We start from the raw sequence: 11,880 nt of genomic DNA, 5'->3' as shown, positions 1-11,880 counted from the left end.
CGCTGTTCAAAGCACAACCCCGGAACCTTTTGGGGTCCACCAACTGTGCACACCCGCCACCAGTAGCCTCCCGCACCTGCATCTCTCTATGGGTTCAGCCAAACACCGCCACCAACCAGCCCGTCATCTCCCCGGAAGGGGGCAAACACCGGGCGCCAACACCGATCAAGACCGCGAACTGCTGCAGTTCAATGTGCGCCTGGCCAAGGCCCGCCAGGCCCAGGCCGACACCAACCGGATTGAGCGCAAGGCCTTCCGCGAACACGCCCGCATCGAGAACGCCGTCACCGCCTACACCCGGGAACTTTGTTCCCTGTTGGATGAGCGAGGCTTTACGCAGGGCGTGACCCTCAGCCGCATCCCGGACGGCGGGGACTCGGTACTGATCGTGCAACTGAGCGATCTGCACTTCAACGAGCGGGTTGAACTGCCCTCCAACCGCTACGACTTCACCGTGGCCGCGCAGCGCCTGGCCAAGCTCGCCCAGCGGGTCAAGCAACTGGGCCAGAGCTATGGCGCCCGGAAAGTCGTCGTCGCCTGTCTGGGGGATTTCCTCAACAGCGACCGGCGCCTCGATGAGCTGCTCTCCAACAGCACCAACCGCTCCCGCGCCACGCTTCTTGCCGTCGACATCCTGCGGGCCTTTCTGCTCGATCTACGCGAGCAGTTTGAGCTGGAGGTCTATGGCATCACCGGCAATGAAAGCCGCGTGAACAAAGAGCTCGGCTGGAGCGATGAACTCGCCACCGACAGCTACGACCTGATGATCTACGAGATCCTCAAGCGCGGCTTTGCCGGCACGGAGGGGATCAACTTCTGCGGCTTCCGCGCCAACGAGCTCCTGTTTGAGGTGATGGGCCGCACGTTCCTGTGCCTGCACGGCCACCAGATCGGCGCGAATGTGCAGAAGTCGGTGCAAGAGATCACCGGTAAGTACGCCGCTCAAGGCATCACGATCGACTACACGCTGTTTGGCCACCTGCACGCCAGCGCCATCGGCGATTACCACGCCCGCAACGCCTCGCTGGTGGGCAGCAATGCGTACTCCGAGGCAGGTCTGAACTTCTGCAGCAAGGCGGCGCAGAACATCCACATCGTCTCTGGTGCCAAAGGCACAGATGCCAAGGGCACGGGCGCCATCGATGGAGTGAAGGTCGACCTCCAGGACATCACCGGCATCAAGCCCTATCCCTTTGCCGCTGAGTGGGAGGCCTACTGCCCCAAGAGCGAGCGCAAACTCCACACCCCTTCTGTTGTTTACCAGGTTGTTGTCTGATGACTGTTGCCACTGCCACCGGTGCCATCGGCACCCACGCCACTGTGCAGCTCGCGACTGAGCTAGCCGCCACCGAGCTCCAGAGCGCCCTGCTCCAGGCGATCACCGGGTTGACGCAACTGGTGAGCCAGCTCAGCCAGCAGTTCCCCATTGCCCAGCCCGCTGCGGCGGCTGAGCCCTGGATGGAGGAACGCCCCACCCAGGCAAACCAGCCGACATGCGTGCCCAACCTCTCCCCCCTCTGGGATGAGCTCTCCGTCGTCGAACTCCGCTCCCTCCTGCGCAGCTACCCGATCGATCGCACCTCACTCCCCGCCGCCATCGAACGCCTACGCCGCAACGAACTCATCGAAGCCCTCAACCAAATCCAAGCCCTCGGCGCCTAAGGGGCCATAGGCCCCCTTGCGATTCAGATCTCGGCCACTCGCACACACCTCACACACGCGTATGACTGCAACCCTCACCGCCAATCCTGTCTCCCTGGGCGAACCCGCACCGGGAACTCCAGAAGCCCTGCTCCTTCTCGCCAACGCCGGCGTTCTGCCCGCAAGCTCCGGCGCTGACGACCCGCGCTTCTCCGCTGACTCCATCACCACCTGCGTGAATCGCCTGCTTGAGGTGAAGCAACAGCAAGAACTCCTGACCGCCGAGCAGAAGGAGCTGAGCGAACAGCTACGGCTGGCGCACCTACGCGGTGACCTGCTCACCCTCCTGCCTGCCGGCAGGGACGGCAATGGCTATCAGATCACCCCGGACCTAGTGCTCAACCGCCGCCCCGGCCGTAAGCAGTGGACCTACTCCATCGACTGCAAAGAGATCGAATGCCAACTCAAGGCACGCCAGAGCTATGAGCAGCAGAGCGGCTTGGCTAGCTACAGCCTGGGTGCGGCGTTCTGGGAGGTGCGGGCGAGCAAGGGCTGAGACGCCCATCGCCACGGCGCAAGACATCAAGAGCCCTGGGCTACGGCCCGGGGCTTTTAAATAGCGAGAAAGCCCAGGATAGCCCGCTGAATGAGTTCCACCTTGTTCAAAAGAACTAAGGTATGAATCCAGATTGGCCAGCTGACGACGAAGCTCGTACAGAAGACCAACCTGAAATAGTCAAGACACGCAAGCTAGCTAAGGTAAGAAGATCACAAACCAAGCCATGACAGGCAACAAGAGCTTCGCCGTCTACTTTGATGATGGCGCACACAGCCACCAGCTGTCCTGTTTCGACACTCAGGAGGCAGCACGCCTATATCTTGAAGCGGAAGTGGCTCGCTTTCAAAATGAGGAAGGCGAATACGCAAATCTTGAATTTCTCGGCGAGGAGGATGAGGAGTTTGACTTCGAGCTAGCCCTCCTTGACGAGGAGGGCTGGTTTGAGGAAACGATTGTTTTCTGGAGTCCCAGACACGGCTACCACAGTCCCTAACGAGAAACGAAGTCACCTTTAACAGATTTTGCCTCTCGCCAAAACTGACAGCACAAAACCCCCAAGCGATGCCCGGGGGTCCTGAACCAATCAACATTCCAATGGCTGTAGATGGTCGAAGCAGCTGGCGTTGGCGCCTGGGGCCGAACGTTCCAGGTGTGGGTTGTTTGGTCTCCTGGGGCACCTGTGGCGGTGCAAACGGAGTGTCGATCAGTCAGGCGCACAGGTTGAGGACCTTCCTCTTGCCCGGCTGAGCGACCCGCCCACGGTTGGGTGAAGACTGTTGGAGCAAGGGCCTGCAGTCAGCGTGCTTCTGGCTGGTAGCAATATGGCGCGTCATCGTCAGGTCATATGGCTAACAATCTGACTTGCTTTATGCACAACTGTCATTACGGAGAACGTCACCAAGCCAAATGAGACCAGATCAAAGAATAAATAGATGCAAGACGCCTAACGTCCCTGGCAGTTGCCTTACAGAATCCAGGAAAACCAACTCGAAGTGGCTCGCCTAAGCCAGATACCGAAATTGGGCAATCCCAAAGGATGTCACCTCATCATCATGATCTTCTGGTAAGCTTCATTGGCCACCTTGCCATTATACTTTTTAATAGTATTACCCATAAGGCAGGCATCAATTATGGCGATAATAGCGGGAATAAAAGTCCAGCAGAATAAGAGATATAGAATCCCGACTCCTGGACTTCCGATCCAAAACTTGTGAACGCCTAGTCCGCCCAGAAACAGGGCAAGCAGAACTCCCGTCGTCACACTCTTTCTCGAAGAGTTGTATTCATTCATGAACATCATCTTCTCTTGGGGAGTGAAATCCTTAGTCAGCAACAGCGTGGTGCTATCCATGGGAAAAGTGTGTGTGTCGTAGCCTGGTGAATGAGTCACCCCGTCAGCGGAATGACTTTCGGGATTGAGGGGAGCTTGAGAGTTCATTAGCGAATCCTCAAGTCGGGAACATTGGGATGATATTTCGTCAAGACTGGAAGGGCGTTCATCTTCTAGTCGGTCGGTCGGCTTTGCAGCCGAAGGATCCATACTTAGGGACCTAAGAATTGAATTCGTACATTCCTTCAATTGTGAATGCTGTATGGGACCATAGCCTCCAATATTACCGGAAGCATGAATATCAGTTCCAGAGGATGAATGTACCAATTGGAAGGATATTTCCAAGCCCCAGGAAACTCCCTGCATACCACGCTTGGCGACAACCATGTCTCCAATGTGAAGCGGATCGCACCCATTGCAAATGACAGCCTTAACCAGGAGTTCAGCGACAAGATCAGGATCTCTCTTGTCGCTATAAACCGTCGAATAGGTTGGCACGCTTAAAAGAGCCTACAATCAAGTTATAATCGGCATGAGAGGAGGTCGCAATGGAAGAGATTATAAAACTTGCTACACCTAAAATTATTCAATAAAAAGCAACTCAAAAACGATTGAGGGAAGCGCGCATAGCACACTCAGCACAATGCCAACAAGAATTGACAGCCCAATGCCAAGTTCTCGATCCCCTTTTCGGAGCGCTTGCCATCGAAGATAAGGGTAAAAGAATCCATACTGAACCCCAATAGCAATACTAAGAGCATACCCAGGATCCCAGCCAGTTATCTTGTAGAGAAAAGAACCAGCAAGGAAGATAAATCCAGTTACATAGAAATAGCTCCATTCCTTAATCTGCGCGCAGACTGCAAATGGAAAGAAAAAGGCGATCCAAGAAAACCCTGCAGGACTAGATGACAAGACATTCCTAACAACACCACTAGAAGATTCAAGGGCGGGAAAGGCATTCCAGACTTTCTTGATCTTATAGCCTTCGTGGACAAGTCTGTCGATAGCCTCAAGCCTGGTCCTCATCTTGGAACTAATAGCCATTGGATTACTTGAGAGGTATGGCTATTCTATCAAGAGACGTTTGATTTACTGCGCAAGGCAACACTCTAAAACAAATGCACTACATGCATTGAAATCCAGGACCGATGGAGCCCTCGAGCTTGCTATGCTCGCTTTCAGGCGTTTACAGCCAACTTGTATGTCCCGGTGTAATTAATCAGCAGTTCTTGCTTTCCCTTAAACTGTTGTGGGTTTGAGTTGATTGTGCGTGGTTTAGCAAGATACGAGCATAGCTTGCAGCAGCATAGCGAGCACTACACCGGCAAGCGATATAGTACCCTAGAGTAATTAGTGTATTTTCATCGTACAGCTAATGCCTCTACTTTCAAATTTGCCCGGGTCATACTGGAGGATCAGTTCCTCCATCATCTGCTTCACGTTTCCTATAATTCTCGGAATGCCGGTGATGGCACAGCGAAGTGCTCTTTCTCAACGGTGCTCATTTAATGAGATAGTTGAATCGTGTGATTTGCGCGAAATTCAAATTAACGGAAAATATGCCGGAACATCTATAAGATGGAAATCTGACGGCAAGCGTGTCAATTACTACTTCTCTGAATGCGGCGGGAATGACGCGTTCACGTACTGCAAGGTCAAAATCGTTGAAGATAACGGACGCACTACTTATGGCAAATCTGAGCATGGAGGACGGGGAACATACATTACCTCTTCAAGAGGTAACAGAACTTGGTATCCTCCATTCTGAACGTTTTCGTTCAAGCTTAGGCACATATACCACGCGCTCACAAACGTACTTAAGATCGTCATACAGGTCTGCAACAATACCAGAGTTCAGATAACCATACTCTAAACTTTATTCTGCAACTCCACTTATCTGGTGCATCTGAGCTGCTCACACACCTGCTTGGGCAAGCTAGTTAAGTAGTGTATTTCTCAAGGTGCTGCAATACAGGCTCATACAAATTGGAGCGTGTCTGCCAAGGCTAGTGCTGTAGCAGGCCGAGCACCAGGAGTGTGTAGTAAACGTTGGGATGCCCGACTGATTAGCCCAGTTAGACACAGATATTCTGTCCCCAGTAATAATTACTACCATCGGGATTCTTGCACTCATCTTCTATCAGCTCATTGTCCTTGTTAAGAGACCATCCCTGGTACCACTCCCAATAAAAGAACTTGACGCTAGCCACAGGTTCACAGGCCGAGATGATCTGTTCTGCATATTTCTTTGTTAGTTTTGGGCTGTTCATTATGTTGTAGCCAGCCTGCCCTTGTTGGCGGGTGACTGAGCCCCTCCCCATTGCTGAAGCCAAGTAGAAAACAACAATTTCGTCCGCATTATTAAACGGCGAACGGAATGTCTGCATCATCTCGCCTTCCCCTCTGAACTCAGCAGTGCTGACCCTCTTTATTGTTGTCACTGCCCCAATTCGCCCTTGGATGTCGCTTGATACTCCTTCTATGGCTGCTTGACATCTATCTTGCGCTTTTCCAGCTTTTACTACTACCAGCTGTGATGCCACAAGGATGGCTGAGAATAAAATGCTTTTAACAGCAATTACTGGCTTCATACCTGGCTTTGCGTAAAAGTCTTTAATTATAAGCATGGCTCGACTGTTTCTGCCTCATTTGCCATCTACTGTCTACTTCTCCTCTTGCGTAGGTGACCGCCAGTCCGTCTAAGCCACACCCATGGAAACCAGACCTTACCCTCCCAGTCCTCTCCCGCGGCCCCCTCGGACATCTGCGGCTGCCTGGTGATGAAAGACCAAGACGAATTCGCTTTTCCGTATGACATTCGGATTTCTTAGCTGATTGTCATTTATACAATCAACATTATTTGATGATACACGAATAGCGGCCAGACCTTGTTTGGAGCTCTATGGTTGAAAGTTGCCGCGATTCTCCGTGCCCAATAGTTGAATTGAAGGCGACGTCCCCATCGTAGCTTCTGAAGAATTTAGATTGACCGCCATAAAAGATTGCCGTATAGCCTGCTTTGCTAATTCCGTTTAGCGACAGTGTGCTTTTGAGGTTAAAGGCACTCGGCGAACCCGTCACAGATACTTGTGTGCCGGAAATCTTTAGGGCAGCATGCAATCCATTGTTGCATTTGGCAGAAATTATCTCCACTGCATTTGCTGGTAAACAAGACGCCAGAATCGACGCTGTGATGTAAATAAGCCTTTTGGCCATGCGTTACCCTACATGTTTAGAACGAAAGTATAGCTCTGTCCATCTACCCACCTACTCGCGTAGCCAGCACACCCATTTAACATCTTGCGAGTTATCCCTCGCGGCTTCTCCGCTCGCCCTGCCGAGAAGGTTGCCCCCAACCTCATCGGTTGCCTCTTGGTAAAAGCCAACCCGATGGCAAGTTGCTGTGGGGCGTGGTGGTGAAAATCGAGGCATATTCGCAGGGAGCGACCGCCTGCCATGAGAGGCTGTCTGTAAATAGCTTCTCAGATTCGCTTTACTTGCATGCTTGCTTATAAGCAGCAGTTGGAATGCCCGTCGGATATCCCGCACCTTCCATCGCTGCTAGTGGAGCTGCACTGCCCCATTTCCCGCCAGTGACATCACGCATCATCCCTGTTGGGCAATAGACCCGAAAGGTATATATCCCATGTTTGCCACTTTCGGGTTGCCTCCACTGCACGCTTGATTGCCATAGCCCTGGCTTGTCAAGTTGCTTTGCCCCTTTTGTGGATACAATCGGAGTGGCTTGGGCTTGAATATAAAATATTTCTACCGCAATGCGCGTGCAGATAGCTGCAGCCGCCATTGATATAACTGCTAGGTGAATTCTTGCTTTTTTCATCGTTTTTCTTGCCTTCGTACAACTTTTAGGAGTTTATCTCTTTTCTTCCTTCCAAGCCACACCCATAGCTATAGAAGCCTTCCCAGTCCTCCCCCAATCCTTCTTCGCCCGCCCCGCCGAGGTTGTTGCGCCCGAGCTAATCGCCTGCCGCCTGGTGAAACACCAAGAGGACGGCAGCCTGCTCTGGGCCGTGATTGTGGAAACGGAGGCGTATTCGCAAGACGAGCCCGCTTGCCACGGCTACCGCCGCCGCAGCCCCAGCAACAAAACCTGTTTGGGGAGCCAGGGCGAGATTTGCCTTTGCCGCTAGTTGGAGAGGCAGAAGATAGAGCCTGACTCTATATTGCGAATACAGTTTTTGCCAGCCACGGGAATCCATCCATTCTCTCCTATTCTGAAGATGTATCCGTCTGACAAATCCTTAATTGAAAGAATGCTTCCGTTTGAAAATATTACTTCACATCTTATGTAGGCAGGCTCTGCCTCGTCCCGCGCTGAGTAGCAGGTATTTGTCTGCGATAGAGCATGTGGCGTGAAGCAGGAAAGACTTGCCAGCCCCACCAGTGCCCCTTCACGAAGTTGCTTCAACATTTCTAAGAATCGTGCTTTACCAAGATTGGCATAGTTTTTCGATGCAGACCCCACCCCAAAAACCACCCCATAGCCAGCACACCCTCCCAGCACCTATCAGCCCTCCCCCAATCCTTCTTCTCCCGCCCCGCTCAGGCGGTTGCCCACGAGCTCATCGGTTGCCGCCTGGTGAAGCGCGAGCCCTCAGGGGCGTTGCTGTGGGGCGTGATTGTGGGAACGGAGGCGTATTCCCAGGAGGAGCCCGATGCAAGGAGAGAGTTTTCGAAAAGCTTACTCAGATTCACCTCACCTGCATGCTTGCTCATAAGCAGCAGATGGAACGCCCGTCGGATATCCCGCGCCCTCCATCGCTGCTAGTGGAGCTGCACTGCCCCACTTCCCGCCAGTGACATCGCGCATCATCCCTGTTGGGCAATAGACCCGAAAGGTGTATGTCCCTCGTTTCCCACTTTCTGGTTGTCTCCACTGCACGCTTGATTGCCATAGCCCTGGCTTATCAAGTTGCTTTGCACCTCTGGCAGATACCATGGGAGTAGCTTCTGCGCCAGCAGAAGCTACGCTTGCTGCTAATAGCGCGCCCATTACGGTGGACGCATTGAATGGGTTCCTAGACATCATTAGTTCTTCTATGTTGCTTATTTTTTGAATCGACAAAGTCTATTTTATCTCTTTTCTTCCCCTCAAGTCACTCCTGTAGCTAGCCCCTCGCCCTCCAAAGAAGAGGAGTAAGGTCAAGACTGTTCGACTGTGCAAGTCGGCTTGCATTATGCCAACTCTTTGCGCCTGCACAAAGCTTCCGGTGTCGCCGCACTTGTACACACGCATAACTTTTTGGTCCCGAACCGCCGTAAGCCACATACACACTTTTGAATTCCGTGCTTCAAGGCAAAGTGACCCTGCCACCAATCGAGATGGCTCTACTTAATCTGCCAGTTACTTTTGGCAATCGGTTATCTGCCAAACATCTACAACCATTGGTTTAACCGTGTTACAAAGAACTTGCACCGATCCATTTTTAGTCCACTTGACTCGCTAATGAATACCCCTCTTGCAACAACATCGTCGTTTACTTTGAGAGCCCTCACTGCTGGATGATTCCTCGGGACCTCGCAATCGGTGCTTGCGCCAAATAGCTCCCACCCCGCCCCCGGTGGCAGAGTCGCGGAAAAAGTGATGTTGACAGTATCGTTGGTGGTTCCATCGTCGAGGCTCGAGACTTGTAGGCCGTAAATCTCGACTGGCTTTAAAAGATACTTGTCTTCTGCTACAATAGAATTCTCCTTAAATTCTTTTGCGACATTCCACAGATACTCTTTGTGGACAGGTTGATCTATGTTCGCATTCTGAACAAGCTGCCTTTGGCTGGTCGTTAATGGCTCAACGCATGAAGTAGCAAGGAAAGAAAGGATTGCCACAGCCGGACCAGCTGCAACAATTCTTGAAATACCAATGAGTGAGTGCTTGTTTTGGATCATGCAACTGAGGCTTTGCTACATCTCTACAACAGAGTAACTCCGTTCCGTATCGGTCCGACCAATCTCGTTGGTTATTTGTATCGCTGCGAAATGCGCTATGGCTAGATAGCTTCGGCCGCTCTTGGACGTTCGTGTGGTTTTGCGGCCATTTTGTCCGCGTGGGTTTGTCTTCGTTGTCCTGGTTCCTCCAAACAGGGATTGTCGGTGTTGTGGCGTTACGAATATTTCTCCTCTTGTTTTGTAGGAGTCCCCTGGGTCATGGGCTGGGCAACCCACCGCCCCACTGTCATGGCTCAGATCCGCAGCGGAGTGCAAGGCCTGTCGGAACCCTTCTGGGCCTCACACCATCCCCTTTGCTCGCTTTCTTTCGATCGCTCCTCCCCCTGATCCCAACCCTCCTGCCGATGCTCAGCTGGACGCGCTCCTGTCTGACGCCGCCCACTCACCAGGCAGCCTCAGCCGACGAGCTCACGCTTCCTCCTTTCCAGCAAGACCACGCCTTTGCGGCCTTTGAGCAGGGCGACTGGTTGGCGGAACTGGATCTCCTGCAACTGGGCACGGCCCTGCAGCGCACCGCCATCGCCCGCGGCGGTTACGACGGCCGCTCCTTCGATGTCATGGTCGCCATCGCCGACGTGTTGGAAGCCGATCACGGCTGGAGCTTTGAGCAGTCCGATGCCTGGCTCGAACGCATGGGGCTCTGGGAGGAGGAGTTCTGATCCAGGCGCGGGCACCCCTGGAAATACAGCCACCAGCTCAACGGCCAGCCGCCTCGCTCGCTCGCGCAAAAGCGGCCGCCGTATTGCTCGCTGAAGCCCAGGGGTAGCTGCGTAGATGCACCTCCAGCGAATGGCCCATGCTGTGGGCCATCGCACCCGCATCAATCCCGCGTCGGTGGCCGCGAAGGCTGTAGGTGTGCCGGAAGCTGTAAGGAACAATCCGGCGGCCCTCTCGGCTGGCGGCATCACGAACCTCAGTCCAGGGCGCCTGCCGGTTCAGATAAGTCCCAAACGAATCACCCGCGCCATTGCCACTACGAAGCGGTGGGAGCTCAATGTCACCGGCCTGCCAACGACTCAACAGCTGCCAGTCAGTCAGGCCACCAGCTCTATCCAGGGGCAACGGGAACACACGACGGGCGGCTGTATCGCCCCCTCCCGATCGCTTCTGGTAACTGCACCACCAATAGGCCTCGCCGGTCGCGCCGCCAGTCCGTACAGAAAGGTGAAGCAGCTCGATGGGCCGCAGTCCGAGTTCGGCCAGCAGTTTCAAGGCGTCGCACCAACGCTTGCCGGCCCCCTCAGTGGGCAGGGCCTCCAGAAGATCGAGGATCTGCTGATCAGTGGTGAAGGGATCACCCTTTTGGGTCCTGTTCACCGTTGCATCCCTGCGGCCGACATGCCGCTTGAGATCTGCCGGTGGAAGCCAGAGATCAGGGAAGCGCTCCCGATGAACGCAATGGTTCAGAAATTGAGCGAGGGACTGTGCACGGATCTGACGCATTCGACTCCCTGGTGCCCAATCGCGGATGCAGGCGTCAAGGAGATCGGCTGGATTCCCTGGTGGCCTGCGCCCATTGAGGAGCTCAACCGCCATCGACACCACGGGCTCATAGGCGTGGTTCCAGGTGGCTTCCTTGATGTGGTTCCCATGGTTGCGCTTCTGTTCCTGGAAACCGTCCGCCGCCTGCCGCCAGTTCAGAACAGTGCTCGGCGACTTGCCATCGGCCAACTCCGCGGCCGCGCGCAGCGTGTGCCCCTCGCTCCAGTGCACATAGATGTTGCGGATGCGCGTGTAGGCGTCGCCACGCGTGCTGCGGTCCCAGGCAAAAGGGAGGGTGATGCTCTCCGGGGTCTCGCCACGGCGGCGGACCGTCAGTCGCACCTTTCCATAGTCTTCGCGCACAGTCCAGCCAATGGCTATTCCGCTCACCTCCTCACGGAAGAGCACCTCCCAGGCCTGTTGCCGTCTGACTTCTGGCACTCCAGAGTTCCGCTCAAATCCCGCTCAAAACTAGCCAATTCCGGCCAGACAGGCCATGACAGCGTCCGCAAAAACCGTTGCAAACACTGAGATCGCAGTTCTGACCTTAACCCATGATCTGCTTTGGGAGCACTAGGTCGCAGGTTCGAATCCTGTCGCCCCGATTGACTTCTCAGGGATTAGCTGCGGAGAGCGCGCCCAAAACGCGCCCAAGCCTGCTCAGGCGTGCCAGCCCTCACCGCATCCCCCTCAACCTCATCCCAGCGGATCTGCTCCCACCAGTCCGGGATCCACGGCTTGAGGTGACCGCGAAAACATCCTGTCGCAGAGGGGAATTTCCACAGGCAGAGACAAACTGCCAATGCCATTAACGGATGAAATAAGAAAATCGACCAACACGGTTTCGCTCAGGGCAGAAATGGCTAAAAAGATGAAAGAGGCTTAAAGGACCTTGATC

The 11,880-nt window shown here is 54.0% G+C and carries 11 protein-coding genes and 3 pseudogenes; 8 read left to right on the top strand and 6 right to left on the bottom strand.

Annotated elements, in window-relative coordinates; all coding sequences use genetic code 11:
- Positions 1-88 precede the first annotated feature (88 nt).
- From CB0205_RS14535 to CB0205_RS0108200, 4 genes are all read left to right on the top strand, one after another.
- Positions 89-1,276: a hypothetical protein gene (locus CB0205_RS14535; RefSeq protein WP_010316392.1), complete on the top strand. Its 1,188-nt coding sequence runs from the start codon at positions 89-91 to the stop codon at positions 1,274-1,276.
- On the top strand, positions 1,276-1,662 hold the full coding sequence (locus CB0205_RS0108210; RefSeq protein WP_010316391.1) for a hypothetical protein: 387 nt from the start codon (positions 1,276-1,278) through the stop codon (positions 1,660-1,662). Before CB0205_RS14535 ends, CB0205_RS0108210 begins: the two co-directional genes overlap by 1 nt.
- A gap of 61 nt (positions 1,663-1,723) precedes the next feature.
- Entirely contained in the window at positions 1,724-2,197 is a 474-nt protein-coding gene (locus CB0205_RS0108205; protein ID WP_010316390.1) for a hypothetical protein, read from the top strand.
- Between the two features lie 226 nt (positions 2,198-2,423).
- Positions 2,424-2,693 (top strand): hypothetical protein, encoded by a 270-nt coding sequence (locus tag CB0205_RS0108200; RefSeq protein WP_010316389.1) that lies wholly within the window; start codon positions 2,424-2,426, stop codon positions 2,691-2,693.
- 546 nt (positions 2,694-3,239) lie between these two features.
- Here CB0205_RS0108200 and CB0205_RS16690 read toward each other — a convergent pair.
- The 3 genes from CB0205_RS16690 to CB0205_RS0108185 form a co-directional block, all read right to left on the bottom strand.
- A complete protein-coding gene (locus tag CB0205_RS16690) occupies positions 3,240-3,917 on the bottom strand; it encodes an NINE protein (RefSeq protein ID WP_304412084.1) in 678 nt (225 codons plus the stop codon).
- 195 nt (positions 3,918-4,112) lie between these two features.
- Positions 4,113-4,577 (bottom strand): hypothetical protein, encoded by a 465-nt coding sequence (locus CB0205_RS0108190; protein ID WP_029626233.1) that lies wholly within the window; start codon positions 4,575-4,577, stop codon positions 4,113-4,115.
- Between the two features lie 1,031 nt (positions 4,578-5,608).
- The gene (locus CB0205_RS0108185) at positions 5,609-6,160 is read right to left on the bottom strand and encodes a hypothetical protein (RefSeq protein ID WP_156797888.1); all 552 of its coding nucleotides are present in this window, start codon (positions 6,158-6,160) and stop codon (positions 5,609-5,611) included.
- A 673-nt stretch (positions 6,161-6,833) separates the two neighbouring features.
- Here CB0205_RS0108185 and CB0205_RS16520 point away from each other — a divergent pair.
- Positions 6,834-6,991 (top strand): annotated as a pseudogene (locus tag CB0205_RS16520) (DNA-3-methyladenine glycosylase); the annotation flags it as partial.
- Positions 6,992-7,026: 35 nt separating this feature from the next.
- Here the strand turns inward: CB0205_RS16520 and CB0205_RS16015 are convergent.
- Entirely contained in the window at positions 7,027-7,374 is a 348-nt protein-coding gene (locus tag CB0205_RS16015) for a hypothetical protein (protein ID WP_156797887.1), read from the bottom strand.
- A 64-nt stretch (positions 7,375-7,438) separates the two neighbouring features.
- On the opposite strand from CB0205_RS16015, the pseudogene CB0205_RS15375 reads away from it, so the two are divergent.
- Positions 7,439-7,665, top strand: a pseudogene (locus CB0205_RS15375) (DNA-3-methyladenine glycosylase); the annotation flags it as partial.
- Positions 7,666-8,034: 369 nt separating this feature from the next.
- Positions 8,035-8,208, top strand: a pseudogene (locus CB0205_RS16725) (DNA-3-methyladenine glycosylase); the annotation flags it as partial.
- A gap of 722 nt (positions 8,209-8,930) precedes the next feature.
- Here CB0205_RS16725 and CB0205_RS16010 read toward each other — a convergent pair.
- Positions 8,931-9,440 (bottom strand): hypothetical protein, encoded by a 510-nt coding sequence (locus CB0205_RS16010; protein WP_156797886.1) that lies wholly within the window; start codon positions 9,438-9,440, stop codon positions 8,931-8,933.
- Between the two features lie 404 nt (positions 9,441-9,844).
- On the opposite strand from CB0205_RS16010, the gene CB0205_RS0108175 reads away from it, so the two are divergent.
- Positions 9,845-10,159, top strand: a complete 315-nt coding sequence (locus CB0205_RS0108175) for a hypothetical protein (protein WP_050778458.1) — start codon at positions 9,845-9,847, stop codon at positions 10,157-10,159.
- A gap of 37 nt (positions 10,160-10,196) precedes the next feature.
- Here the strand turns inward: CB0205_RS0108175 and CB0205_RS0108170 are convergent, their stop codons facing one another.
- Entirely contained in the window at positions 10,197-11,423 is a 1,227-nt protein-coding gene (locus tag CB0205_RS0108170) for a site-specific integrase (RefSeq protein ID WP_010316381.1), read from the bottom strand.
- Between the last annotated feature and the right edge of the window lie 457 nt (positions 11,424-11,880).

The sequence above is a fragment of the Synechococcus sp. CB0205 genome (assembly GCF_000179255.1).
In the GTDB taxonomy this organism is placed as follows: Bacteria; Cyanobacteriota; Cyanobacteriia; order PCC-6307; family Cyanobiaceae; genus Vulcanococcus.
Note: the sequence above shows the minus strand (reverse complement) of the source record. Positions and strands in the feature narration are given on the sequence as shown.

Bases quoted from the DNA above. Each gene is read 5' to 3' on its own strand.
- CB0205_RS0108190 (WP_029626233.1), bottom strand. From the start codon at position 4,577: ATGGCTATTAGTTCCAAGATGAGGACCAGGCTTGAGGCTATCGACAGA.
- CB0205_RS0108185 (WP_156797888.1), bottom strand. From the start codon at position 6,160: ATGCTTATAATTAAAGACTTTTACGCAAAGCCAGGTATGAAGCCAGTA.
- CB0205_RS0108205 (WP_010316390.1), top strand. From the start codon at position 1,724: ATGACTGCAACCCTCACCGCCAATCCTGTCTCCCTGGGCGAACCCGCA.
- CB0205_RS0108210 (WP_010316391.1), top strand. From the start codon at position 1,276: ATGACTGTTGCCACTGCCACCGGTGCCATCGGCACCCACGCCACTGTG.
- CB0205_RS0108200 (WP_010316389.1), top strand. From the start codon at position 2,424: ATGACAGGCAACAAGAGCTTCGCCGTCTACTTTGATGATGGCGCACAC.
- CB0205_RS0108175 (WP_050778458.1), top strand. From the start codon at position 9,845: ATGCTCAGCTGGACGCGCTCCTGTCTGACGCCGCCCACTCACCAGGCA.
- CB0205_RS14535 (WP_010316392.1), top strand. From the start codon at position 89: ATGGGTTCAGCCAAACACCGCCACCAACCAGCCCGTCATCTCCCCGGA.
- CB0205_RS16690 (WP_304412084.1), bottom strand. From the start codon at position 3,917: ATGGTTGTCGCCAAGCGTGGTATGCAGGGAGTTTCCTGGGGCTTGGAA.
- CB0205_RS16015 (WP_156797887.1), bottom strand. From the start codon at position 7,374: ATGAAAAAAGCAAGAATTCACCTAGCAGTTATATCAATGGCGGCTGCA.
- CB0205_RS16010 (WP_156797886.1), bottom strand. From the start codon at position 9,440: ATGATCCAAAACAAGCACTCACTCATTGGTATTTCAAGAATTGTTGCA.